At 37.0% G+C, this 25,147-nt stretch carries 20 protein-coding genes and 14 tRNA genes; 25 read left to right on the top strand and 9 right to left on the bottom strand.

Going from position 1 to position 25,147, the window contains the following annotated elements:
* Positions 1 to 15 precede the first annotated feature (15 nt).
* The 4 genes from M2M59_RS09970 to M2M59_RS09955 all read right to left on the bottom strand — a co-directional run bounded on the left by M2M59_RS09970 (position 16) and on the right by M2M59_RS09955 (position 3,264).
* Positions 16 to 1,617: a b(o/a)3-type cytochrome-c oxidase subunit 1 gene (locus tag M2M59_RS09970; protein WP_249776003.1), complete on the bottom strand. Its 1,602-nt coding sequence runs from the start codon at positions 1,615 to 1,617 to the stop codon at positions 16 to 18.
* Positions 1,618 to 1,733: 116 nt separating this feature from the next.
* Entirely contained in the window at positions 1,734 to 2,216 is a 483-nt protein-coding gene (locus tag M2M59_RS09965; protein ID WP_249774488.1) for a cytochrome c oxidase subunit II, read from the bottom strand.
* 22 nt (positions 2,217 to 2,238) lie between these two features.
* Entirely contained in the window at positions 2,239 to 2,364 is a 126-nt protein-coding gene (locus M2M59_RS09960; RefSeq protein ID WP_147195739.1) for a cytochrome c oxidase subunit 2A, read from the bottom strand.
* A gap of 444 nt (positions 2,365 to 2,808) precedes the next feature.
* Positions 2,809 to 3,264 (bottom strand): chemotaxis protein CheX, encoded by a 456-nt coding sequence (locus M2M59_RS09955; protein WP_147195737.1) that lies wholly within the window; start codon positions 3,262 to 3,264, stop codon positions 2,809 to 2,811.
* Positions 3,265 to 3,599: 335 nt separating this feature from the next.
* Between M2M59_RS09955 and M2M59_RS09950 the strand changes: the two genes are divergently transcribed.
* The 20 genes from M2M59_RS09950 (at position 3,600) to M2M59_RS09855 (ending at position 15,184) form a co-directional block, all read left to right on the top strand.
* The gene (locus tag M2M59_RS09950; RefSeq protein ID WP_249774487.1) at positions 3,600 to 7,217 is read left to right on the top strand and encodes a dynamin family protein; all 3,618 of its coding nucleotides are present in this window, start codon (positions 3,600 to 3,602) and stop codon (positions 7,215 to 7,217) included.
* Positions 7,172 to 8,029: a sulfurtransferase gene (locus M2M59_RS09945; RefSeq protein ID WP_249774486.1), complete on the top strand. Its 858-nt coding sequence runs from the start codon at positions 7,172 to 7,174 to the stop codon at positions 8,027 to 8,029. The genes M2M59_RS09950 and M2M59_RS09945 overlap by 46 nt, the downstream gene beginning before the upstream one ends.
* Before the next feature lie 66 nt (positions 8,030 to 8,095).
* Entirely contained in the window at positions 8,096 to 9,364 is a 1,269-nt protein-coding gene (locus tag M2M59_RS09940; protein WP_249774485.1) for a hypothetical protein, read from the top strand.
* Positions 9,365 to 9,562: 198 nt separating this feature from the next.
* Positions 9,563 to 9,634 (top strand) — tRNA-Gly (locus tag M2M59_RS09935).
* A 77-nt stretch (positions 9,635 to 9,711) separates the two neighbouring features.
* Positions 9,712 to 9,788, top strand: a tRNA-Arg gene (locus tag M2M59_RS09930).
* 4 nt (positions 9,789 to 9,792) lie between these two features.
* A tRNA-Pro gene (locus tag M2M59_RS09925) sits at positions 9,793 to 9,869 on the top strand.
* Positions 9,870 to 9,888: 19 nt separating this feature from the next.
* Positions 9,889 to 9,964 (top strand) — tRNA-Ala (locus tag M2M59_RS09920).
* A gap of 20 nt (positions 9,965 to 9,984) precedes the next feature.
* Positions 9,985 to 10,058: transfer RNA gene (locus tag M2M59_RS09915), tRNA-Met, on the top strand.
* Positions 10,059 to 10,067: 9 nt separating this feature from the next.
* Positions 10,068 to 10,160 (top strand) — tRNA-Ser (locus M2M59_RS09910).
* Positions 10,161 to 10,189: 29 nt separating this feature from the next.
* Positions 10,190 to 10,266: transfer RNA gene (locus tag M2M59_RS09905), tRNA-Met, on the top strand.
* A 152-nt stretch (positions 10,267 to 10,418) separates the two neighbouring features.
* Positions 10,419 to 10,495, top strand: a tRNA-Met gene (locus M2M59_RS09900).
* 3 nt (positions 10,496 to 10,498) lie between these two features.
* Positions 10,499 to 10,575 (top strand) — tRNA-Asp (locus M2M59_RS09895).
* Between the two features lie 30 nt (positions 10,576 to 10,605).
* Positions 10,606 to 10,681 (top strand) — tRNA-Phe (locus M2M59_RS09890).
* 6 nt (positions 10,682 to 10,687) lie between these two features.
* A tRNA-Thr gene (locus M2M59_RS09885) sits at positions 10,688 to 10,763 on the top strand.
* A gap of 10 nt (positions 10,764 to 10,773) precedes the next feature.
* Positions 10,774 to 10,850, top strand: a tRNA-Asn gene (locus tag M2M59_RS09880).
* Positions 10,851 to 10,853: 3 nt separating this feature from the next.
* Positions 10,854 to 10,944 (top strand) — tRNA-Ser (locus M2M59_RS09875).
* 9 nt (positions 10,945 to 10,953) lie between these two features.
* Positions 10,954 to 11,025, top strand: a tRNA-Glu gene (locus M2M59_RS09870).
* A 252-nt stretch (positions 11,026 to 11,277) separates the two neighbouring features.
* Positions 11,278 to 12,978 (top strand): ABC transporter ATP-binding protein, encoded by a 1,701-nt coding sequence (locus M2M59_RS09865; protein WP_249774484.1) that lies wholly within the window; start codon positions 11,278 to 11,280, stop codon positions 12,976 to 12,978.
* 96 nt (positions 12,979 to 13,074) lie between these two features.
* Entirely contained in the window at positions 13,075 to 13,716 is a 642-nt protein-coding gene (locus M2M59_RS09860) for a Yip1 family protein (protein ID WP_184117459.1), read from the top strand.
* 184 nt (positions 13,717 to 13,900) lie between these two features.
* Positions 13,901 to 15,184 carry a Na+/H+ antiporter NhaC family protein gene (locus M2M59_RS09855; RefSeq protein WP_249774483.1) on the top strand — a complete coding sequence of 428 codons (1,284 nt, stop codon included), beginning with the start codon at positions 13,901 to 13,903 and terminating at the stop codon, positions 15,182 to 15,184.
* Positions 15,185 to 15,208: 24 nt separating this feature from the next.
* Here M2M59_RS09855 and M2M59_RS09850 read toward each other — a convergent pair whose 3' ends face one another.
* Positions 15,209 to 15,436 (bottom strand): hypothetical protein, encoded by a 228-nt coding sequence (locus M2M59_RS09850; RefSeq protein WP_147196719.1) that lies wholly within the window; start codon positions 15,434 to 15,436, stop codon positions 15,209 to 15,211.
* A 111-nt stretch (positions 15,437 to 15,547) separates the two neighbouring features.
* Positions 15,548 to 16,735 (bottom strand): NO-inducible flavohemoprotein, encoded by a 1,188-nt coding sequence (gene hmpA / locus M2M59_RS09845; RefSeq protein WP_249774482.1) that lies wholly within the window; start codon positions 16,733 to 16,735, stop codon positions 15,548 to 15,550.
* Positions 16,736 to 17,043: 308 nt separating this feature from the next.
* On the opposite strand from hmpA, the gene M2M59_RS09840 reads away from it, so the two are divergent.
* Complete coding sequence (locus M2M59_RS09840; protein ID WP_066788352.1) at positions 17,044 to 17,715, top strand: TerC family protein; 672 nt, start codon at positions 17,044 to 17,046, stop codon at positions 17,713 to 17,715.
* Between the two features lie 99 nt (positions 17,716 to 17,814).
* On the opposite strand, the gene pepF is transcribed toward M2M59_RS09840, so the two are convergent.
* Both pepF and gdhA read right to left on the bottom strand, forming a co-directional pair.
* Complete coding sequence (pepF, locus tag M2M59_RS09835) at positions 17,815 to 19,632, bottom strand: oligoendopeptidase F (protein WP_147196723.1); 1,818 nt, start codon at positions 19,630 to 19,632, stop codon at positions 17,815 to 17,817.
* A gap of 161 nt (positions 19,633 to 19,793) precedes the next feature.
* Positions 19,794 to 21,167, bottom strand: a complete 1,374-nt coding sequence (gene gdhA / locus M2M59_RS09830) for an NADP-specific glutamate dehydrogenase (protein WP_249774481.1) — start codon at positions 21,165 to 21,167, stop codon at positions 19,794 to 19,796.
* Between the two features lie 159 nt (positions 21,168 to 21,326).
* On the opposite strand from gdhA, the gene M2M59_RS09825 reads away from it, so the two are divergent.
* Positions 21,327 to 21,791, top strand: a complete 465-nt coding sequence (locus tag M2M59_RS09825) for a YaiI/YqxD family protein (protein ID WP_150284666.1) — start codon at positions 21,327 to 21,329, stop codon at positions 21,789 to 21,791.
* Between the two features lie 62 nt (positions 21,792 to 21,853).
* Here M2M59_RS09825 and M2M59_RS09820 read toward each other — a convergent pair whose 3' ends face one another.
* Positions 21,854 to 22,645, bottom strand: a complete 792-nt coding sequence (locus M2M59_RS09820) for a squalene/phytoene synthase family protein (protein ID WP_249776002.1) — start codon at positions 22,643 to 22,645, stop codon at positions 21,854 to 21,856.
* 188 nt (positions 22,646 to 22,833) lie between these two features.
* On the opposite strand from M2M59_RS09820, the gene M2M59_RS09815 reads away from it, so the two are divergent.
* From M2M59_RS09815 to coaW, 3 genes are all read left to right on the top strand, one after another.
* Complete coding sequence (locus M2M59_RS09815) at positions 22,834 to 23,568, top strand: SDR family NAD(P)-dependent oxidoreductase (protein WP_147196727.1); 735 nt, start codon at positions 22,834 to 22,836, stop codon at positions 23,566 to 23,568.
* Positions 23,569 to 23,601: 33 nt separating this feature from the next.
* Positions 23,602 to 24,021: a MarR family winged helix-turn-helix transcriptional regulator gene (locus tag M2M59_RS09810; protein WP_066788341.1), complete on the top strand. Its 420-nt coding sequence runs from the start codon at positions 23,602 to 23,604 to the stop codon at positions 24,019 to 24,021.
* 282 nt (positions 24,022 to 24,303) lie between these two features.
* On the top strand, positions 24,304 to 25,128 hold the full coding sequence (coaW, locus tag M2M59_RS09805) for a type II pantothenate kinase (RefSeq protein WP_147196729.1): 825 nt from the start codon (positions 24,304 to 24,306) through the stop codon (positions 25,126 to 25,128).
* Positions 25,129 to 25,147 lie beyond the last annotated feature (19 nt).

Genomic DNA, 25,147 nt, shown 5'->3' with positions numbered 1-25,147 from the left:
TTTTTATTTGCTAGATTACCAAAGCTTATAGCCTTTAGAACCTAGTGGAGCATTTTGTATAATATCATAGATAGGGAATGTGTAAGCAATCAATATTAATGCTGCTAGAATTACAAGCCATACTTTGAAATTTTCCAAAATAGCAGGTGTTTTCTCTGCTTGTGGAGAAATTTCAGCGATTGGGAATTCTTCTTCACCTTTAGGTGCAAACCAGCAAAGTTTTACAAAGATATACAAGAAGATGATAATACCAATGAACAATAATGTGCCACCAACAGCTTGAGCAACTTGGTAAGATGCCCATGTCTTAGCAATTTCTGCACCGCCATAATCAGAGAAAGCAGAACGGCGAGGTGCACCCAGTAAACCTTCAATATGCATGGAGCTAGACATAATGGCCATACCAACAACCCAAACGATTGTTTGGATAATACCAAGGCGATTTAACTCTTTTGTAAACACTCTTCCTCTTAAGTGAGGAACCAGCCAATAAGCCGCACCGAAAAATGTTAGAATAACGGTAGTTGCCACTGTTAAGTGGAAATGTCCTGTTACCCAAATGGTATTATGGATAAGTTGGTTCATTTGGTTAGATGCATTGACAATACCACCAGCGCCTGCTGGGATAAAGATTAACATACCCATAAACGGAGCGAAGAATCTTGCATCTCCCCAAGGTAATTTTTTTAGCCAACCAAACAGTCCTTTAGCACCTTTTGAACGTCCGGCTAATTCAAACGTTGCAAACATTGAAAATGCTGTCAATAAAGAAGGAATAGATACCATCATAGTTAGAACTACTTGAACATATTTCCAAGATGGGTCAATACCAGGTTCAGTCAATTGGTGATGAACTCCGACTGGGATAGAGAATAATACGAATAAGATAAATGCAAGGCGAGCAAGAGAATCTGAGAAAATTTTCCCGCCAATAATTTTTGGAATGATGGTATACCATACCATGTAAGCTGGTAATAACCAGAAATACACAAGTGCATGCCCGAAATACCAGAATAAAGTACGTGATAAAAGAATATCAACTCGTTCTACTAGGCCAAGTGACCAAGGTAACAATTGGAATAATACTTCAGCAGCTACCCCGAGAGTTGCAACAAACCACATTAAGTTATTGCAAACGACCATGAATGAAAGTAAAGGTGAAGTTTGTTTTGGATTTTCTTTGCGCCATTGTATCCAACGCATTGCTTGTGCAAGTCCTCCGATCCAAGAACCAACAATAACAAGTGTTAGGCCTAAATAGTAAATCCAGTGTGCTTGTAATGGGGCATAGAAAGTATAGAGAACAGATGCTTCATTTAAAAGAACCATCGCAGCTGCCATTGCAGTACCTGCTGTCATGACCCAAAATCCAATCCAACCTAGTAATCTTTGTTTATTTGATAGGGTACCAGATGTACGGCTAACAGCTGCAATTTGAAAACCATAGATAAAGAATGTAGTAAGTATTAAACCTAGCAAAACACCATGTACAGTTAAAACTTGATAATAGCCAATGCCAAAGGGTAATTCAAAATGCCCTGAACGAACTAAAACTTGCAATAGACCTGCAGTTCCACCCAAGAATAGAGCTATGAATGCAACATAAATATGAGCCATAGAAAGTTTAGCATCTTTAGGATTTACTTTAAGAAGCTCAGCTGTTTTTCTATTAACCTTACTTGCAACGGTTAGACTATCATTTTTGACTTTTGATTGATCGATGACTGTTTGACTCATTTTTTATCCACCACCTTAAGCATAGAATGCATTTGCGCATGGCCAACTCCGCAATATTCGTTACATACAATTAAATACTCGCCAGCTTTATCGACTGTTGTCACATATTCAGAAACATAGCCAGGTTCTAACATCATGTTGACATTCGTACCGGATATTTCAAAGCCATGTACAACATCTTTAGAAGTAGCTATAAACTTAACCTTAGATCCTACAGGTACTTCTAGTTCTGGTGGGTTATAGTAAAAGGCAGAAGCGAGAACTACTATTTCATAATCCCAATCTTTACCGGAAACTTTGTGAATACCAGGTTTGTTAAATGGTGCAATTTGATCTACCTTTTCATGATTTATTGTGTTTTTGGCACTTGGTGGATGACTGCCGTTATGAAATGCCATGATTCCTGTAATTAATAAAAATACGATTAAAGATCCGCCACCAAATAAAAGCCAATACTTTTCATATTTATGCAGATGCATTTTTTTCCCTTCTTTCCTTTATTTAAAAACGTTCTAAAAATAGGCCAAAGCATGCAGCCCACGTAATTACTATAAAAGCGCCTAACGCAAATACTAAATAGAGTGTTCCTTTTAGGTTTTCTTCTTCTTCATGTTTCTTGGGTGCCATCGAAATCGCTCCTTTCAATTAAATCAAAACATTTATTCTGCAAAAGTTTGCAAGAGAGGAGCTTCTTAAATAAATAATCTAGAACGAGATGAATTAAGTTTTCACTTCATCCCTAAGAGTGGGCTGTGACTAACCGAAGAAAGAAGGCTTCTCTGAATAAAGTTTTGTTTTATTGTTTGAGTAAATGATATAAAAAAAATATAGGTTTAGATGTGATAAAAATCACACCTTCTTACAAAAAGTGTGAAAGAAGTGTGAATAGGAATGTGTGTTTTAGAAGGTTAACTAGCTGAGATGATAAAAATCTAGGAAGAATAGTGATATGAGGAGGGGGGTTGAATGGGAGCACCTTTGGAGAGTGATTAAAAACTCCTAGATTTGTCTTTAACAAACTATGAGTAATCTGGATATAAAAAAAGAAGCTTTGAAAAAAGCTTCTTTTTTCTAACTCGGATCCATCGCTAGCAATATGGTTAACTTTCCGATGGCATCTATTTCAACAGGGAGTATGATTGCTTGATTATAGCCAAGCAGTTTTGTATGGCCCACCATAACAGTTGGTGGTGTAATATCTAATACTAATTGTTGTGCAGCAACATATGTACAAAGATTGCCAGCAATCATATTGCCAAACTCTCCTGTAAAAGATTCCAGCATTTCACCTTCAAGCTTCATTCCGAACATGGCTTCACTAATAGTACTGAAAGTTTCTGGAGAGGAATCTATAATGATTCTTCCCTTTAAATCTCCCACCATGCCGATTAAAACTCCGATTTCGGATTGTTCGTAAGGTTCTTTAGAAATGGATGGAGCTGAGACATGGACGTCGTTCGGTAATACAGTTTTAAGTGATTGAATCATGCTATTGAGTATAGTTTGTACTTGTATCGATGTGCTCATTGAGAACTCCTTATGTTATGACCTTTTTAATATAGTATCACGCAGCAAAAGAATTGAATAGTTGTTGACGTCACATAGTTTTTTTATTATGATGAAATTAACAAATGAGAATGATTTTCATATTCACTGATTATTTTCTTTAAAAGGAGCGTTTCAGATGGTTTATGCATTCATTGGTGCAACACTTATTATTTATGGGGCAATAGGCAAATATATTTTTAATCAAACCTCTACGCATTTAAAATAATTTTTTCAATCCTTCTAATAATAGAAGGATTTTTTTATTATAGGCATGGTAAAATAGCGTTAAGGCAAAAAAGGAGGAAATGATTTTCATGAGTCATTTTGAAGAACAACTACATCTGCTGCTAAAACAGACTGCAATGCAATATTTAATCTATCAACATAACGAAGACCAGGAAAGGCTTCAAAAAACGAAATTATTTGCTGAAAAGCTAATTAATAAAGAATATATGATTGCCTTTGCAGGTCATTTCTCTGCAGGTAAATCTACTATGATTAATGCGCTGACAGGGGATGATCTCCTTCCTTCTTCTCCTATACCAACAAGCGCAAACGTTGTAAAAGTACATAAATCGGATGAGAACTATGCCATTGCATACCTAGTAGATCAAGATCCTATCAAATTTGATGACGGATATGATATTAAAACAGTAAAAGAATTCGCTAAGAACGGTGCCTTGGTTTCTCAAATTGAAATTGGCCATAAAGATTCTGTTTTGCCAAAAGGCATAACAGTAATGGATACACCAGGTGTGGATTCGACTGATGATGCGCATCGTTTATCTACGGAAACAACGCTGCATTTGGCTGATATTGTTTTTTATGTAATGGACTATAATCATGTCCAATCAGAATTAAACTTCCAATTTACAAAGAATTTAATGAAGCATAATCCTAATGTTTATCTTATTGTGAACCAAATTGATAAACATAAGGAGAGTGAACTAACCTTTCAGGAATTTTCCGATTCGGTGTATCAATCGTTCTCAAATTGGGGCGTAGAACCCAAAGGGATTTACTTTACCTCATTAAGAGACTTTAATCTTCCTTACAATGATTATAATAAAGTAAAAGAAATAGTCATGAATAGTATGGAAGGTTGGCAAGATCATTTAATTGCTGGAGGTAAGACAGCCCTTGAGCAGCTTCAAATAGAACATGCACAATATTTAGAAACTAATAAAAAACAGCTATTAGAAAATAATGAAGCCATTTTATCGCAAGAAGAGTGGGAAAATAACGAAGAGATTACAGCAGACTTTGAAGTTGTACTTCAACAGTTGAAATTGTATTCAGCATCAAATTGGCAAAAGAATTTTGATCACAGCCGTGATGAATTATTAGAAAATGCTGCTATAATGCCTTTCGAATTACGAGAAAAATTGAAATATTATTTGGAAAGTGTACAGCCAGATTTCAAAGTTGGTATGCTTTTTTCTGGTAAAAAAACGCAAGCAGAAAAGGATCAGCGCAAGGAATCTCTGTATTCACTTTATAAAGAAATAGCGTTCTCCCAAATTTCTGGTCATATGCGTTCTTTAATGAAGAGCTCATTGAAATTAGTTAATGCTTTAACCGATGATTTTTCTCATGAAATCGATGATTTTGATTTGCAGCCACCATTTTCCGTAATTGAAGAACAAGTGAAACTTGATTCTGGTATTACAGGGGATGCGCTTTTAAACTTTGCCAATCGTGTAGCAAGTGCCACAAAGAGGTGGTATAAGCAAGACACGGATCAATGGAAGTTTGAAAAAAGCGCTTATATAGAAGAGTTGTCCTTTACGACAGTTGAGCCCTTAAAGAAAAAATGTGCAGTCTTGAAAAACAAAGTAGAAGTAATTGATGGCGCAAAAGCAATTGAAGAACAGGAAAAATATTTTGCTATCCAAAAAACGGTCTCGATTCAGACAATGAATCCTGAAGCAGATCAATGTGTATCTGAGTGGGAGCAAGAACATGAAAAGGCAATGGGCAATATCCGGCCGTTTGATCCATCTATGCTCGTAAAAAAAGAGGAGCAGGATCAAGAAGAGGAATTGGAGGATAAAATTTCATCTCCATCTATACACTCGACAACTGCTCTTCAAAACGCTGTAAGGACAGCAAGCGCTATTGAACCAATTCAAGGATTTTCAGAGGTTGCAAATTATTTAAAAAATAAAGTGAACCGCTTAAAGCAAAAAGACTTTACAATTGCACTTTTTGGAGCATTTAGTGCAGGGAAATCTTCTTTTTCAAACGCATTGATGGGGCAAAAAGTGCTGCCAGTGTCACCAAATCCTACGACAGCTGCTATTAATAAAATTCGTCCTATTTCAGAAGGCCATCCGCATGAAACGGCAGATGTCCACTTAAAGACTATTGGACAATTAGAAAATGACATTATTGCAAGTTATGAAGCAATTGGTATTACGATTCGTTCGCTAAATGAAGCATATGAGCGGGCAGAAGAGGCTTTGGCTAAACCACTCGACGATGAAAGACTGCATGTTCATAAATCCTTTGTGCGTGCCTTCAAAGAAGGCTACCCTACATTTAAAGAAAAATTGGGCAATACTATCAGGACAAACCGCGAAGAGTTTGAAAAGTTCGTAGCCGAAGAAAGCAGAAGCTGCTTTGTCGATAGTATTGATTTCTATTACGATTGTGAATTAACCCGTTTAGGTGTGACATTAGTAGATACACCGGGAGCAGACTCTATAAATGCACGGCATACGGGGGTTGCGTTTGAGTATATTCGTAATGCGGATGCTATATTATTTATCACGTATTACAATCACGCATTTGCAAAAGCCGATCGAGAATTTTTAATTCAACTTGGTCGCGTGAAGGATGCATTTGAACTAGATAAGATGTTCTTTATCGTTAATGCAATTGATCTTGCAAAGGATGCAGAGGAAGCAGAAGACGTAAAAGATTATGTGAAACAAGAACTCCAACGTTTCGGCATTCGCCATCCAAGACTATTTGGTGTTTCGAGTTTATTAGCATTGCAAGAAAAATTAGAAAGTCAGGATTTACATTCTGGTTTGCCATTGTTTGAAGAGAATTTCCATCATTTCTTATCAGAAGAATTGACAGCACTAGCAGTTCAAGCACTAGCTGAAGAAACGGAAAAAGCCCAAGAAAGACTTCGGATATTGATTCAGCAAACTGAAGACAATATGAAGCGAAAAGATGAACGTCTTGCTGAACTAGCTAAGTTAGAACAGTATATCCACACAAGATATATCCACTCTGCAGCTCAAACGATAACAAAAGATACAAAACAGGAACTGGATGAACTGCTCTACTTTGTATTACAGCGAGTTTACTATCGATACCCGGATTTCTTTAAAGAAGGCTATAACCCTACAACCTTCGCATCAAAATCATCTTCAGTTGCATTGGCCATTGCTTTGAAAGAAGTCCTAGCAAGTTTAGGGTTTGATTTTGAACAAGAAATGCGTGTTACTAACTTTAGAATTGCGAAATTTATCATGAAAAAAATTCACGAACGAGACCAAGATGATATGAAACAGCTCAAAGACATTAATGCTAGTTTTTCATTTATGCCATTTGAGGCAGAAGAACCTAATATTTTAGAATTCGTTGGTCCTTTTTCTGATAGCAAACCATATGAATCCGTTAATAAATATTTTAAAAATAATAAGTCCTTTTTTGAAAAAGGCGATAATTTGAAGTTGCGTGAAGCACTTGAAGAGCTAACTAAACCAGATGCCAAAAAGTATTTAGATGAACAATCAGCACGCATGAAAAAATGGCTTGAAGACATTATTGGAAAACTTGCTGAAGAATTGCGTCTACACATCTCGAGACAAGCTATTAACCAAATTGATATTGAAAAAACGTTGCTTCATGAAGGTACGAAGCTTGAAGAATGGAAACACATTTACAACACACTAATGAATGGGGTGGAGAAGTGATGGGTGAAGTTTTTCTTTCAGTAAAGGATATTCCTCTTGACTCTCAAGGAAAATATAAATGGATTGATGCTCGTTTTAATCTCCAGAATTCTGCCGAAGGTTCGACTGTTTATCAAAAACAGCACATTGGAGAAGCTGTTTTCTGGGATTTGGAGAAGGATTTATCAGACATGGAGCAACATGCGGGACGCCACCCAATGCCAACGAAAGATAAACTACAGGCTCTATTTGAAAGAAGTGGATTGCAAATGGACGATTCTATACTAGTCTATGATCAAGGCGGAACACCATTTGCAGCAAGAGCGTGGTGGTTACTAAAGTATGGCGGGTTTCAGAAAGTACAGATTGTCCAAGAAGGGTATAATGCTTTAGTTAATGAAGGCTTTAAAACGTCGAACGAATTGCCTGTTGTCCAACAGACAAGCTTAAACTTAAAATGGCAGGAACACCTATATGCAGACCGCATAGCAGTAAAGGAAATCGTAGATGGTCATGTGGATAGAACATTGCTTGATGCCCGATCGAACGCTCGCTATAAAGGAGAGATAGAGCCGATAGATCAAATTGCCGGCCACATCCCAGGAGCAATAAATTATGATTGGGAGCAATTATTACAAGATGGTAAACTTTGTCCTAATGAATCATTGTTGGAATTAGTATCTAAGAAAGAACCGATTACGGTTTATTGTGGAAGTGGCGTCACTGCTGCCCCGTTATTCGCTATGCTAAAGGAAATGGAATATGAAGACATACAGTTATATACTGGAAGCTACAGCGATTGGATTCAACACTTTGATATAGAGAAAGTTTAATATAAACATCCGCATTTTAGGAATGCGGATGTTTTTTATTTCAAATTACAAGGGATTTCTTTTTTTATGTCGAATGTTCTCGTTAAGAGTGTTGGAAGCGGGGGGATTAGTATAATTACTAGAGATCATGCATTAGAGATGATTACTGAAAATTTTAATGAGTTCTTTGATGAGTTAGAAAATATGAACCAATTAGAAACAGAAGCATTAAAAAATGAAATTCAAGGACGAAATATGTATATTCAGCAGCTGAAAAGTGAAAAAGAACTATTGTTAAAAGAAATAGGCATCATCAAGAAGGTAAATAACAACCTTTTAGAAGAAAGGAAGAAATTACGAAAGGAAATAGATGCGAAAAATAAAATCATGGACTTCACGGATGGCATGACCGTTCTACTTAATAAAAAATGTACCCTAGGGGAAAAGCAAAAAGTAATTGAACATCTATTTAGAATAGGCATTGACGATGAAAATTCAAAGTTATATATAGAAGAATTTATTGACGTTCTTTCCAATTGTTTAAGTTTATTAGATGTGAATCAAAGCAAAAGAATAAAAAGTCTTTTAAAGAAAAATATTGATTTTTATCATGAGCTTTTTTCAAATACAACTCCTCAAGCTCAATTAAAAATCTTACACATGTACAAAGTGAAAAATTGGATTGAGCTGCTAGAAAATTTCTTAGAAAGAACTGTGCAATCTAATAGCTTAAAGCGCTTTTCTGATATAGAAGGTCTAAATCTACTTTTATACATAATTTATTATAAGAAATTAAGCAAACTTGAACAAAATAAAACGTTTAAACTTTATTATCATGATCAGAATAAACCACTTTCTGCGAAGCTATATAAAAGTTATCATGACTATTCGCTAAGCAAAACTTTACGAGAGCTAAACAAATTTATTTCTATCATTAGTGAAGAACAAAAAAATATAGACTTGTTGAAAGGAGAAATTATACAATATTTCCTTGAGAAAGTTTTTACTGCAAAGGAAGTAGAAAATTATAGAATGTTTAAGAAGTACAATATTCAAACTGCGGAGAAGAAAACTAAACAATTCGGTATAAACTTTAGTGAATTAAGAAAATATGGTTATCAAATATCTGGTCGGACAGATGAACAACGTTGGCAAGCTTTAAATGATTTTGTAGAAGAATACGGTTTAGAGGTAACTGTAGCAGAGTTATCAAAGAGAATTAAACTTAAATCCAGAGAAGAAGACCAAAAAAAGTATTCCAATGCACTTTGTAAATGGAACAGCGATTTGGAAAAGTTAAAAATACAATATTATCGTGGAGATTTTCCTTGGCCGAATTTTGAAAAAAAAAAGTAGTGTTATCGGTGTGTGAAAATAGACTGTCTTACGCTATCCAACCCATTTATATTTATATTGATTTTTTGAAGCTTAGCTTGTAGACTTATTAAGGTAGTGCTTCTGAAAGAAATGGTATAAACAAGATTGTTTATAATTTTTTTAAGAAAAGTATTGCATTTATAAAAATGTCGGTATATAATTAATCTTGTCTTTAACGCGGAAGTAGTTCAGTGGTAGAACATCACCTTGCCAAGGTGGGGGTCGCGGGTTCGAACCCCGTCTTCCGCTTAATAGTAGAATGGTCTGGATTACTAGTAGGACATACATAATTTTCGGCTTTTAGCTTGAAATTCTATTTCTAACAAGCGCCCATAGCTCAATTGGATAGAGCGTCTGACTACGGATCAGAAGGTTGTGGATTCGACTTCTGCTGGGCGCACCATTTCCGGGAAGTAGCTCAGCTTGGTAGAGCACTTGGTTTGGGACCAAGGGGTCGCAGGTTCGAATCCTGTCTTCCCGACCATTTATATTCTATACACATTGGGGCCTTAGCTCAGCTGGGAGAGCGCCTGCCTTGCACGCAGGAGGTCAGCGGTTCGATCCCGCTAGGCTCCACCAATTTTAATATTTAATACTATGGCGGCCTAGCTCAGCTGGCTAGAGCGTACGGTTCATACCCGTAAGGTCGGGGGTTCGATCCCCTCGGCCGCCATATTTCCCTGGAGGAATACCCAAGTCTGGCTGAAGGGATCGGTCTTGAAAACCGACAGGCGGGTCAAACCGCGCGGGGGTTCGAATCCCTCTTCCTCCTCCATTTTCTCAAGAGCATACTCATATTATTATCGCGGGGTGGAGCAGTTCGGTAGCTCGTCGGGCTCATAACCCGAAGGTCGCAGGTTCAAATCCTGCCCCCGCAACCAAATGATTTGGTATTTTACGAAAGCATATTCGTATTATTATCCTGGGTGGAGCAAATTGCAATACGAAGGTTGCGATTAACATTGACGCAAGCGAAGCGTGGAAGATGTTATTATGCTTTGTTGATTGAAAAGATTATATTCTATACTATTATCGCGGGGTGGAGCAGTTCGGTAGCTCGTCGGGCTCATAACCCGAAGGTCGCAGGTTCAAATCCTGCCCCCGCAACCAAATGGTCCGGTAGTTCAGCTGGTTAGAATGCCTGCCTGTCACGCAGGAGGTCGCGGGTTCGAGTCCCGTCCGGACCGCCATTTTTTAGTTTAATATATTCTTATTTTGATGGGTCGGTAGCTCAGTTGGTAGAGCATTAGATTGAAGCTCTAAGTGTCGGCAGTTCGATTCTGTCCCGACCCACCATCAAATGCCGGTGTAGCTCAGTTGGTAGAGCAACTGACTTGTAATCAGTAGGTCGAGGGTTCGACTCCTTTCGCCGGCACCATATTTACTATTCCGAAGTAGCTCAGTTGGTAGTAGCATCTGACTGTTAATCAGAGGGTCGCAGGTTCGAGTCCTGCCTTCGGAGCCATATGGGGAAGTACTCAAGTGGCTGAAGAGGCGCCCCTGCTAAGGGTGTAGGTCGGGCAACCGGCGCGAGGGTTCAAATCCCTCCTTCTCCGCCATACAATAATGGCCCCTTGGTCAAGCGGTTAAGACACCGCCCTTTCACGGCGGTAACACGGGTTCGAATCCCGTAGGGGTCATTACATAACCTAACCTTCAGAGCATTCTGTATTGTTCTGAAGGTTTTTTGTATGCAAAAAGATGTTTACCATTAATTTTGAAGTGTGCCAGCCTTTATTCATTAAAAAATATAATAGCTTTCCATAGACTGTTTGCTAATATGAGGTTTAAACCTATCTTGACAATTAAATTAGGTAAAATGGGTCGCTTTCTATATAAAAGTTCTGTATGATATTTAGGATAACGAAATTTTCAGAAAGGACTTCATACATATGCTAAAACAGTTTTTTAGTTACTACAAACCACATAGGAAATTGTTTATAATTGATTTTTGTTCAGCCATTATAGTGGCTATTTTAGAGCTAGCGTTTCCTGTAGCTGTTCAAAAGTTTATTGATACGCTGCTTCCTACAAACAACTGGGGAATGATCACGAAAGTAGGAGGCCTTTTGCTCCTGGTGTATCTATTGAGTACCATCTTAAACTTTATTGTTAATTATCTTGGTCATAAACTTGGTATAAATATTGAAACTGATATGAGAGAAGAATTGTTTACACATGTTCAAAAGCAGTCTTTCCGGTTTTTTGATAATACTAAAACCGGCCATATCATGAGCCGAATAACGAATGATTTATTTGATATTGGCGAATTTGCACATCATGGGCCAGAGGATTTCTTTATCGCTATCATGACTTTTATTGGCGCTTTTTGGATCATGTTTACCGTGAATCCAACGCTTTCATGGATTGTGCTTGTAATGGTTCCAATTTTAATGGTTCTTGTTTATGTATCTAATGTAAAAATGAATAGGGCATGGACGGGTATGTACGGAGAAATAGCTGAAATCAACGGACGAGTAGAGGATAGCGTTTCAGGTGTTCGAGTAGTACAATCGTTTACAAATGAAACCTATGAAAAAAATCGTTTTAAAAAACAGAATGGATTATTTCGCCTCGTTAAATTAAGTGCTTATAAAGTCATGGGAGCGACAAACGCTAGTATCTATTTTATGACGAGGCTCTTGACTTTACTAGTCCTTGTAGTAGGAGCATGGCTAAGTTTTCATGACAAATTGTCATATGGTGAGCTGGTTAGCTTTATCTTGTATACAAATGTGTTAATTAAGCCGATTGATAAAATCACAGCATTACTGGAGTTGTATCCGAAAGGCATGGCGGGCTTTAAACGCTTTCAAGATTTACTCGCTCGTGATCCCGAAGTTCAAGATAAGCCGAATGCTTTAATTGCTCCACATTTAAAAGGTGCTATTTCCTTCAATAATGTAGATTTTAGTTATGATCATTCAAATGAAATTCTACAGAATTTATCTTTCGATTTAAAAGCAGGCGAAATGACGGCTTTTGTAGGGCCTTCAGGAGCGGGGAAGACAACAATTAGCTCGCTTATCCCACGTTTTTATGATGTTAATAGTGGTTCAATTACCATTGATGGAATAGATATTCGTGATATGACGAAGCATTCATTGCGCAAACAAATTGGTATAGTTCAGCAGGATGTATTTTTGTTTACTGGTACCATTCAGGAGAATATTGAATATGGCAAACTAGGAGCCTCATTTGAAGAAATTCAATATGCTGCAGAAAAAGCAAATCTTTCCGAACTAATAGAAAGTTTGCCAGATGGCTATCAAACAGAAATTGGCGAGAGGGGATTAAAATTATCAGGCGGGCAAAAGCAACGTTTAGCGATCGCTAGAATGTTCCTTAAAAATCCTCCTATTTTAATCCTAGACGAAGCGACTTCAGCACTTGATACACAGACCGAAAAAATTATTCAAGATTCACTAATGGAATTGGCGAAAAACCGTACTACTATCGTTATTGCTCACAGACTTGCAACAATTCGGAATGCTAATCGTATTATGGTAGTAACAAAAGATGGTATAGCAGAAGATGGAACGTTTACTGAATTGATGGAAAAAGGCGGCATTTTCGCGAAATTAAATGCTTAGATATATGAAAGTTATGGAGGATAGTTTAGCCTAATATAAAAGAGGTATATGAACTATAAAGACTTTTTAAAAAGAAAAAGGAGAGTATTATTTTCTATGAATCAACCTGACGACTATAAAATTCAGCCATTCTTTTCAATATGGCTCCATCCAAAGAAAACTGCCAGCTATGTGATCGAACATAAGAATTGGACATATGTTATTCTCTACGTCATACTTGGCGGAATGGCGAGCACAATGATAGGCTTGTCTGGACAAGAGTTATATCCTTCTTTTTCTATTTGGCTACTGTTGCTTGGCTGTATTTTAGCGGGACCATTCATAGGGGCAGTCAGCGTCATTATTTCTTCAGGCGTCATTTGGCTTGTAGGGAAATTATTTAAAGGAAAAGGAAGCTTTGAAGATATATTTAAAGTAATTAGTTTATCATCGATTCCTAATATTACTCTTGCTCCATTTATGCTAGTATGGATGGCTAATGCTCCTCAAAGTTTTTTTAATATGAACGATGAAGCATTAACAAATGGTGCTGCGATTATTAGTATTGTGCTGTCATTAGCGGTCTTTATAGTCACTATTTGGACGTTTGTCATCCAAGTGGGAAGTGTCGCAACTGCACATCGCTTTTCGAACTGGCGATCATTTTTTACGCTCGTATTGCCAGGCATTGTAATTGGATTAATTCTTATCGGAATTGTTTTGCTACTTGTCATTACATTTGGTTTTATTGTGTACTAATCCTAAGCCGGATTTCCTCAAGTAAGGAAATTTCGGCTTTTTTGCATGTTTTAATGATTATGAGGGAAGTAAATATTTATTGGAAAAAGCGCGAAGGGAAAACTGAAAACAATAAAAATTTACATTGTAAAACCATTTCGGTATGATTAACTTTGTGTATTTAAAAAGTGGAGGATTTTTTAGAATGAATCATGGCAACAAGTGGGCTTTATTGCCTTTTCTTATTTTTATACTCTTATTCATTGGTTCTGGCCTTTTGACAAAAGACTTTACAGCTATGCCACTTAATATGGCTGTTGGAATTGCCTGTATAGCTGCTTTTGTAATGAATCGCCGAGATGGAACAGAGAAAAAGCTAGAAGTATTTTTAAAAGGTGCGGGAAACAAAGATGTCATGCTAATGGTTTTAATTTTTCTTTTAGCAGGCGCATTTTCAAGTGTGGCTAAAGAGATGGGCGCCGTGGAATCAACCGTCAATCTAGGATTAACATACCTGCCACAGAATTTTTTATTAGTAGGGTTATTTATTATTGGCTGTTTGATTTCATTGTCAATGGGCACCTCGATGGGGACTGTAGTGGCGTTATCTCCTATTGGCGTGGGGATAGCAGAGGCTACTGAAATCTCAGTAGCATTAACCATGGCAACAGTGGTAGGAGGAGCCATGTTCGGCGATAATCTATCAGTTATATCAGATACCACTATTGCAGCTGTTCGAACACAAGGTACAGATATGCGTGATAAATTCAAGGTGAACTTTTGGATTGTGTTGCCTGCAGCTGTGGTAACAGCAATTATTATAGGGATCTTGACAGCAGGAAACAGTCATGCACTTAAAGACTCCTATGATTATTCAATCCTTTCTATAATTCCTTACATTATCGTGCTGGTTGCAGCCATAATTGGAGTGGATGTAATAAAAGTGTTGCTAGGAGGCATTATTGTATCTTTTGCAATTGGTTTGATAAACGGCTCATTAAGTTTTCTATCGTTTGTAGAAGCGGCGAGTAAAGGAATAGCTGGTATGGAGGATATAGCTATTATTGCAGTATTAATCAGCGGACTTGTAGCATTAATACAGCATGCTGGAGGTATTGACTTCCTTCTAACGTTTATATCCAAAAGAATTCGTTCAAAAAAAGGGGCAGAATTCGGCATTGCAAGTTTAGTGAGTGTGACTGATATCTCGACTGCTAATAATACAATTGCGATTTTAATGACAGGACCTCTAGCAAAAAAAATAGCAGATCAATATGAAGTCGATCCTAGAAAATCTGCAAGTTTATTAGATATATTTGCTAGTGTATGGCAAGGATTTGTTCCCTATTCTCCTCAGTTACTAGCTGCGGCGAGTGTTGCAGGTATCTCAACGGTAAGCATTATGTTTTATTCGTTTTATCCTATTTTAATGGCTGTTTGTGCAGTAGGGGCTATTTTAATCGGTTATCCGCGTTTAAAGAAAAAATAAGGATGTGCAATTATGAACACATCCTTATTTTTTATTGAAAATATTGTCTTCTTGTAAAATTTCACGTGAAATTGCAATCGCACCTTTTTTTCTTAAGTGCATGATCGCTTCTTCATCAGCTGTTAGTATTTTTTCAATATATTCATCTTGCTTTTCGCTTGGAATATGCATACCTTTAAATTCATCTCTTAGAGCATATTCATAAATTTCCATTTCTTCGTTAGAAAGAAACGTATTTGCTTTAGAATCCATATGTTATAACACCTTCAAAATAGAATTTGTAATTTAATTATACACCAATGAACAAGTTAAATAGCAACTGAAACATCATGAAAAAAGATTAAGCTTAATCGCTTAATCTTTTTATATTTCAGGTGTCTCCGTATCAATTGTCATAGATGGACCAAAGAATTCGTAGAAGATGTGGTCTTCCTGTAGTCCCATAGCTAGCAAATGTTTAACCATGGCCACCATAAAAGGAATGGGTCCGCATATATAGACATCTGTAGAAGTGTCAATATGCTTTTCCAAAAACTCTTTTGATACAAAGCCATCAGTCTGAGTAATTAACTCATGGTAGTATAGCTGTGAATGGTCATTCGCTAATTCCTTCAAGGCATCACTAAATGTTAATAAATCTTGGGTGCTAACACTTTGGATAAAATGGATTTTTTCCTTATTTTCTTTAACAGCTGATTGAACCATACTAAAAAGTGGTGTAATTCCAATGCCGCCAGCTAAAAAGGCGACAGAAGTGTCAGCTTTTGTGTGGTAGAAAAATTCCCCTGCTGGTGCGCTGATTTGTATTTTGTCTCCTACATTTAATGAATCATGCAAATAGTTGGAAACAATGCCCGCTGGGTCAGTTATGATTTCGCGTTTAACAGAAATTCGATATGAATCTCCATCATAGGTTTTAGACAAACTATATTGCCTCTTATGTGCATACTTTTGCCCGGGAATTGGTACATGTACTGTAATATATTGACCTGGCTTATAGTCAGGTAGTGGTGCATCATCAGCGGGTTTTAAGTAGAATGAAGTCACTAATCTATTTTCTGGAATTTTATCAACAAGGGTAAAGTCTTTAAAGAATCTCCATCCGCCAGGCTTATTTTCTGTTTCCTTGTACATCTCTTCTTCAGTATTGATGAAGGCATCCGCTAACACCCCGTATGCCTCAGTCCACGCATCCATGATTTTTGGTGTTGCTGCGTCGCCAAGTACTTCTTTAATGGCGATTAATAAATTCTCACCCACGATTGGATAATGCTCAGGTTTAATGCCAAGACTTCGATGTTTCTCAGAAATTTGTCTAACGACAGGCATAATTTCCGAAAGGTTTTCAATGTGAACAGCTGCAGCATATACGGCATTAGCTAACGCTAATTGCTGACGTCCTTGTTTTTGGTTTGTTTGGTTAAAAATATTTAATAGTTCTGGGTGTATTTCGAAAAGCCGTTTGTAAAAGACCGTTGTAATCTCTTTACCGTGTGCCTCTAAGGCGGGGGCAGTAGATTTAATAATTTCCATTGTTTCTTTACTAAGCAATGCCACCATTCCTTCCATTATACATATAGGTTATTTTTTGCTTAATACTTAAAAATATACCTTATTTAATGTTCATTAAACTTGGTTAGAAGTATGATTATACTCTCTCATTAGATGAGTAATAGAGGTTGAAATGGGGGATTACTTTATACCGGATTTTCTTGATAAGAGTTTATTGAGGGTTCAAGATGACGATGCATAGAAAGAATACCTCGTACATAAAAATATAAATATCGAAGTTTTTTGCTTTTTATTTTGAGGGAGTAATGTACAATAAACTAGAGAGCTTTTAGAAAGTAGGAGAATAAATGGAAGCAGAATTTATTGCAAAGATTGTATCAATTATTTTGCTAGATATTGTATTAAGTGGAGACAATGCAGTAGTCATTGCACTCGCTTGCCGAAACCTAGCAAAAAACCAACGAAAAAAAGCCATATTGATTGGAACAGGCGGTGCAATCGGTTTACGGATCGTCTTGACATTTATTGCTGTTTGGCTACTACAAATTCCATTCGTAAAAGTGGTAGGCGGCTTGCTCTTATTTTATATCGCGTATGATTTAATTCGTTCAAAAGAAGAAGATCCGGATATAAAAAGCGGCAATAACTTATTCGCTGCTGTACGCACCATCATAGTTGCGGATTTCGTTATGAGTCTTGATAATGTTTTGGCTATTGCAGGTGTTGCCAATGGTCATAATGGCCTTGTTGCATTAGGCCTGCTTGTTAGTATTCCTTTAATTATTTTTGGTAGCCAAATCATTATTAAATTAATGGAGAAATTCCCTATTTTAATATGGATTGGCGGTTTGCTCATTGCTTATACGGCAGGGCATATGATTGTCAATGACAAATATGGACATCGACTAGTTGAAGCTACAACACCACTAATGAATATAATTATCCCAATCATTAGTATGGTCTTACTTATACTCGTAGGGCTCTGGACAAAAAAGAGACAAGTTAGGAATATAAAATAAAGTGTATGCATCGTCTATGATTCACTCGCTAATTACTCTAAAATGGAGAACAAAAAAACGTAACAATGCTAATAACAGCATTGTTACGTTTTTTCTATATTAGTTTGTTGTTTGATGAATTTCTGCAGTTAATTCTTCTAGTTGATCAATTAAAGAACCAATGAATGCGATGGTTTCTTGTAATGGTTTGTCAGTAGTGATATCTACATTGGCCATTTTTGCAAGTTCAACAGGCGATTTTGTACCCCCTGCTTGCAATACTTTTAACCAATCTTCCACAGCGGGCTGGCCTTCTTCTAGGATACGTTTTGATACCTGTGTAGAAATGGTAAGCCCTGCACTGTATGTGTATGGATAAAGGCCCATATAGTAATGTGGTTGGCGCATCCATGTCAACTCTGCTCCATCGTTAATTTCAACATCGTCGCCCCAGAATTCTTCTAAAACCGAGCGCGTAATGTTGCTTAAAATAGCTGCATTTACACTTTCACCTGCATCGATTAATTCATACACTTTACGCTGGTAAGCAGCTTCCAATAAGTGTGTCACAAAATTATGATAGTACGTGCGTGCAATAATGCTTGAGATAACCCAGCGTTTAAAGCGGGGGTCCTCTGAATTCTTTAACAGATAATTCGCCATAAGCATTTCATTCAATGTAGACGGTGCTTCAACAAAGTATTTAGAAGAATCACTATTGAATAGGGTTTGATGTTTTTGAGCATTTCTAAAATGCCCTGCATGGCCAAGCTCGTGTGCTAAAACGAATACTTCATTCATGCGTTCAGTCCAAGAAATCAAGATATAGGAATGGAATCCATATGGACTTGAACAAAAGGCACCAGTTGATTTTCCTTCATTATTGGCGAAATCGATCCAGCGCTCATCAAAAGCGGCATCAATCATGGCAAGGTAATCCTCACCCATGACGCCCAGCGCTTTCTTCATATAATCACGAGATTCTTCGATCGTAACTGAAGGTTCATAACTTGGATCCAATGGGATTTTTAAATCGGCAAATGTCATCTTGCCAATGCCATGCTCTTTTTGGAGAAGCTTAGCATATCTTCTCATATGAGGTGCTAATTCTTTCATAATCAAATCGATTTGGCGGTGATATAAATCTTGCTCAACTTCTTGGTCAAATAATAAATAGTCCGTTACTGAATCATATCCACGTAAATCAGATAGAGTTTTTTCTGTTTGAACATGGGTATTATATGTTTTAGCAGTAGTATGTTGATAATCAGCCAGCTTTGTTGAGAAAGCTTTGAATGCTTCGCGACGAACTTCTGTATCTGATTCCAACTCCCAATCTCCTTCGAAAAGGTTATAGCTTAGTGGGTAGCTTTTACCGCCAACTGTAAAGTGATCAAACTTCATATCTACTAGTTTGGTTGTATTGTATAATCCGTATGGCGCATCTAATGTTGAGCTAAGTGCTGCCAGCGTTTTTTCTACTTCTGGGTGAAGCTGATGAGCTTTTTTGGCAATTAATCGATTAAGATAGTGTGCATATGTCGGCTCTATTTCTATCGCTTTTTCTAATTCTTCTGATGAAAGTTCCAATATTTCACCATCTATAAATGATACTAGACTAGCAAACTGAGAAGAAACCGTGCTAAATTTACTTGCTCGGATTTGCGCTTCATTGTTTGTTTGATCTTCTTCAAGCTGGAGAGAGACATATGTTGCATAAGGGATTAGTGAGGAGACAAGTGCCTCGCAGTCACGTATGACTTCTATTACTTGTTGGGCGTTGTTAATATTCCCCTTATGCTTAACGTTAAATTCATTTGTGTCTTTTATAAGCTTTTTTACGCCTTCCTCATAAGCTTCCTCATTAGAAACCAGATGAGTCAAATCCCATGTTTCTTCTACAGGTACTTCATTACGCTTTAGTATATTTTCGACCATCTTTACCACTCCTTTATTTCGTAACACGAATCATCTCTATTATAAATCTTATATTCTATAAAGTAAAACATTTCTGACAAATTGGATTGGAAGTCAAGTTATTGCTTTTGATAATAACAAAAATAAAACTCTATAAATATAAAACTTCAATTTATCACTTACTATATAATTCCTTGAGCAATCATTGCATCTGCTACTTTTAGAAAACCAGCAATATTGGCGCCAATCAAAAGGTTTCCGTCATGTCCGAATTCTTTTGCTGCGTTTTTACTGTTTTCGTAGATTGATTTCATAATATCATGCAGCTTTTCATCTACTTCTTCAAAAGTCCAAAAGATTCTCATGCTATTTTGAGCCATTTCTAACGCAGATACAGCTACACCGCCAGCATTAGCGGCTTTAGCTGGAGCAAATAATATATCATTAGCCAAAAATGCTTGAATGGCTTGTAAGGTTGAGGGCATGTTAGCTCCTTCACCAACAGCTTTGAGACCATTTTTAATTAGCAATTTAGCCGATTCTTCGTCGATTTCATTTTGAGTAGCGCAGGGGAGGGCAATGTCACATGGAATAGTCCAGATGCCTTTGCAGCCTTCTTTATAGGTTGCATTCGGACGGGAGACTACATATTCTTTAATACGGCCGTTTCTCATCTCTTTGATGTCTTTGACAACCGATAAGTCTATGCCATCTGGATCAAAGATATATCCATCTGAATCCGAGCAAGCAGTTACCTTGGCGCCTAGCTGCTGCGCTTTTTCTATAGCATACGTGGAAACATTACCTGTTCCGGATACGACAACCGTAGCATCTTCGAATGCTAGACCCTTTTCTTTCAGCATTTCTTGCACAAAGTAAACAGTACCATATCCAGTAGCTTCTTTTCTCGCTAAAGATCCTCCAAATCTAGGGAGTTTGCCTGTAATGACACCAGGTTCGTATGCGCCTCGTATTCGATTATATTGGCCAAATAAAAATCCAATCTCACGTGAGCCAACTCCAATATCGCCAGCAGGAACATCGACATCGGGTCCTATATATTTATGTAATTCCGTCATAAATGCTTGGCAAAATCGCATGATTTCTGCATCAGATTTTCCTTTAGGATCAAAATCGGCACCGCCTTTTGCGCCGCCGATTGGCTGGCCTGTCAAAGAGTTTTTAAATATTTGCTCAAAGCCTAAAAATTTCACGATACTTTCATTGACAGAAGGATGAAAACGAAGGCCCCCTTTATAAGGTCCGATTGCGGAACTGAATTGAACGCGGTAGCCACGGTTTACTTGGATTTTTCCACTGTCATCTTCCCACGAAACACGGAATTTCACTACACGCTCTGGTTCTACAATCCGTTCTAAGAGGCTTGCTTTCATATATTCTGGCTTCTTTTCAAATACGGGTGTTAATGAGTAGAGGATTTCTTTCGCTGCTTGAAGAAATTCGGGTTCATGACCGTGATGTTCTTTCAGGTTATTGAATACTTTATCAATATAGGAAGTTGCGATTTGCTTTGAATCTCTCATATTGGTAACCATTTAATACCCCCATATAATTAGACTTATCTCTCTATATTATACAAAATGATGTGAATTTTCAATCAATTATTATTATAAAAATACGGAAGCGTTAACATATGTGACAGATCAGTACTTTACTGTTAGCATGAAAAGTGAAAGTGTTGAGGAGTGAATGGAATGCCTAAAATTTGTATTGATGCAGATGGCTGTCCTGTAGTACCTGAAAGTATTCAGGTTGCAAAAGAGCTTGAACTTGAAGTAATTGTTTTCTGTGATACAGCGCACTTGATACAGATAGACGGAGTGCAGACCGTTATTGTTTCAAAAGGAGCCGATGCGGTTGACTTTGCTTTAGTAAATCAAATCCAAAAAGGGGATATAACTATTACCCAGGATTATGGTCTAGCAGCAATGGTGTTAGCTAAAGGAGGTTATGCTATTAACCAAAATGGCTTACAGTATACATCAGAGAATATTGACCAGCTTCTTTATGCAAGGCATTTTAATCAAAAGGTGCGCCAAGCAGGTGGAAGAACGAAAGGGCCAAAGAAAAGAACGAAAGAAATGAATGGGCGCTTTATCGAGAAATTTAGAAGCCTTTGTCTATCTATTCTTGAAAATAAAGCTGGCGGCATTTATTAACCGCCAGCTTTATTTTTTTCTAGATTGATTTTACTTGAGACTTAAAATTGGTGTGAAGAACTTTAATTTATATCTGAAGTTACTTCTTCTACAGTTTGTTCTACTTCGCTCCGCGTCATTTTAACATGGCCTTTTCTCATTGCATCGAGTGTTTTGTGAGCTAATGCTAAAGGAATTTTACAAAACATCAAGATACTGCGTTTTTTAATGCTTTTATTATATTCATCAGCTTTTGCCAGGTTTTCCTCTGCATATTTAAATAAATCATCGCGTGTCCAGCCTTCAGGCATGAAGCTTACGCCACGTTCACTGTCTTCATCCTGGTTCCGCAAAATATTAACAGCTTGTAGTCCTCGCCCATAACCAATAGCGAGATCACGATCAGTCTCAACTCCAGCTCCCCATAGCCATATATCTGATAACATGGTGCCTACCAAGCCAGCTACATAATAAGTATATTCATCGAGGTCTTCTTTCGTTTTAACAATCCATCCTTTTGCAGCCCATTTGGCCATACCTTCTGCCATTTCACTAGTAGAATCTGCAACTGTCTTGCGAATACCCTCTGGACAGAGTGATAGCCAATCAAAAAGGCGGAGAGAAACTTCTGGTAATTTGTCTTTATAAGGAGCGATCATTAATTGATAGGCATCCTCGTTTGCAGAAGATTTTAATAGTTGGCTAATCTCATTTAACAAGTCTGTTTTTACGGTAGTCGGCAATTCTTCATGATCTTCGATTTCATCGATTGCCCGCATGCACAAATAGGCAGCAGCCACTGTTGTTTTCAAGTCCTTTTTCAAAAATGTAATAGGAATAAAAAACGTACGGCTTGTCTCCTTTAAAACAGTCATTGCTTCTTTATATATATCTTTGTGTGCTTCCAATTAAAACTTCCTCCGTTCACTTTCAAACATATTCTATAACTATCCTATATCAATTAATGAAAAATGAAAAATATAATCTATAGTTTTGCTAAAACAAAATTATTATGATATTATTTAGATGCTTAAATACTTGAAAATAAAAGGAGATTTTTTACATGGGACGTTTAGAGAATAAAATTGCAATCATTACAGGTGGAGCTTCTGGTATGGGTGCACAAATGGCAAAATTATTCGCATCAGAAGGCGCAACTGTTATTGCGGCTGATATCAGCGAACAAAATTTAGCTAATGTTTCAGAAATTGACGGCGTTGAAGGTATGAAACTAGATGTGACTTCAGATGAAAATTGGGCTGAATTGACTAAAAACATCGTAGATAAATATGGTCGCATTGATATTTTAATCAATAATGCTGGTATTTCATCTCAAAAATCACCTGATGATGTTACGGCAGATGACTGGGCTTTATTGCATAAAATCAACTCTTTTGGACCATTCCTTGGAATCAAACATGTAAAACCGTATATGATTGAAGCAGGCAAAGGTGCAATTGTAAATACTTGCTCATATACTGCATTAATCGGTTCAGGTACGAACCCATATACAGCATCTAAAGGTTCACTTCGTGCGATTGCACGTGCAGCAGCTGCTGAACTTGGAAAACATAACATCCGTGTTAACACTGTTTTCCCTGGTGTAATTGAAACACCAATGACTGCAAATATTGGTCAATTTAAAGAAGCAATGGATGGTTTAATCCGTGCTACTCCAATGGGCCGTCTAGGTAAACCAGAAGAAGTAGCGAATGCTTCTTTATTCTTAGCATCTGATGAAGCTTCTTATATTACAGGTGCAGAATTAGTTATTGACGGTGGATATTCAGCACAATAATGATTCGTAAATTTAGAAAAGAAGGTGATGCATATGACCGAAAATCCTTCCTTATTTGAATTGCTTCATGAAATGGATAAAGTAAATGGGAAAATGATTATCCGTTGGAAGAAATTATTTAAAGTAAATATCGGTATTTCTCATATTTTGGTTCTGAGTTATCTAAAAGAACACGGCCCAAGCAGACCTTCTGATATTGCAAAATATCTAGAATTTGCTCCTGCATCTTTGACGCATTTATCGGACAAGTTAATTGCCAATCACTACTGTGTCCGAAACGCAAGTTCTAAGGATCGTCGTATTACATTTTTAGAAATCACTGATGAGGGATTAAATGTACTCAAAGAGGCAACAATCCTAGGTCAAGATATGAAACGAGAATATTTTAAAGTTTTATCTGATGAAGATATTAATCATCTATTAGCTATTTATACAAAATTAAATGATCAATAACTAAAAGTCCCCATTTTTCGCCTACAAAATTTAGGTTTAAGATTATTGGCATTCGTTAAGAGTAGCCATTATCTTGCTTCTAAACACTCAAAAAGATCCATTCAGTTGGATTAACATAAGTACCCATAAGAAAGGTTTAACTCTTTCTTATGGGTACTTTACTTTTCTGTTTTTTTATAATAACGAGCTCGTAATGGGACTTTTTGGAGAAGCTAAAAAGCTATTTGCACAATTTCTTCATACAGAGTAAAGTAGGAGTGGGCGGAAAAAGGAGATTAATATATGTCACAAGCAATCGGTTTAGATGCAGGAGGAACTCTTACAAAACTTGCATATTTAGATGAAAACAACCAATTAAAATTAAAGCACTTTCCTTCTAATAACATGCCAGCTATTATAAATTGGATTAATTCGAAGCATAATATAAAGGAAATTGGAATTACTGGAGGCCGTGCCGAACAAGTAAAGACAATGCTTGACCAAGATACAAACTTACATTATATAGTTGAGTTTGAAGCTACATTAAAAGGTGTTCGGTATCAGCTGGAAAAAGAAAACCACAATTTCGACAAATGTATCATTACAAATATTGGTACAGGCACATCTATCCATTACATGAATCAAATAGAGCATATGAGAGTTGGGGGAACAGGAGTCGGAGGAGGCACCTTAATTGGCTTGTCAGCTCTTACTACAGGTATTATCAATTACCAAGAGATACTTCAACTTGCTAAAAAAGGAAGTAGAATGGGTATTGATCTTTTAGTACAAGATATTTATCAGGGGATGGAAACACCAATCTCTCCTACCTTGACTGCCAGCAATTTTGGCAAGGTTGGAATTAATGATGTTTTAGAATATAAGACAGAGGATATTTTAGCAACTATTCAAGGATTGGTTGGTGAAGTAATTACTACGCTTAGTATTCAACTTGCAGAGCAAAATGAAGTAGAGCAAATTGTATATATCGGCACAACATTAGATAATAATGAAAAACTACGAGATATTATCGCCGACTATACGATATTAAAAAAGAAAACGCCTGTATTTTTAGAAGATCATGGTTTTAGCGGAGCAATTGGTGCGTTAATTAATGTTACACAATAGTTTTACTAGTTACTTTTGA

Source organism: Rummeliibacillus sp. G93 (assembly GCF_023515935.1).
Classification (GTDB): domain Bacteria; phylum Bacillota; class Bacilli; order Bacillales_A; family Planococcaceae; genus Rummeliibacillus; species Rummeliibacillus stabekisii.
This window is presented reverse-complemented; position numbering and strand designations above follow the sequence as displayed.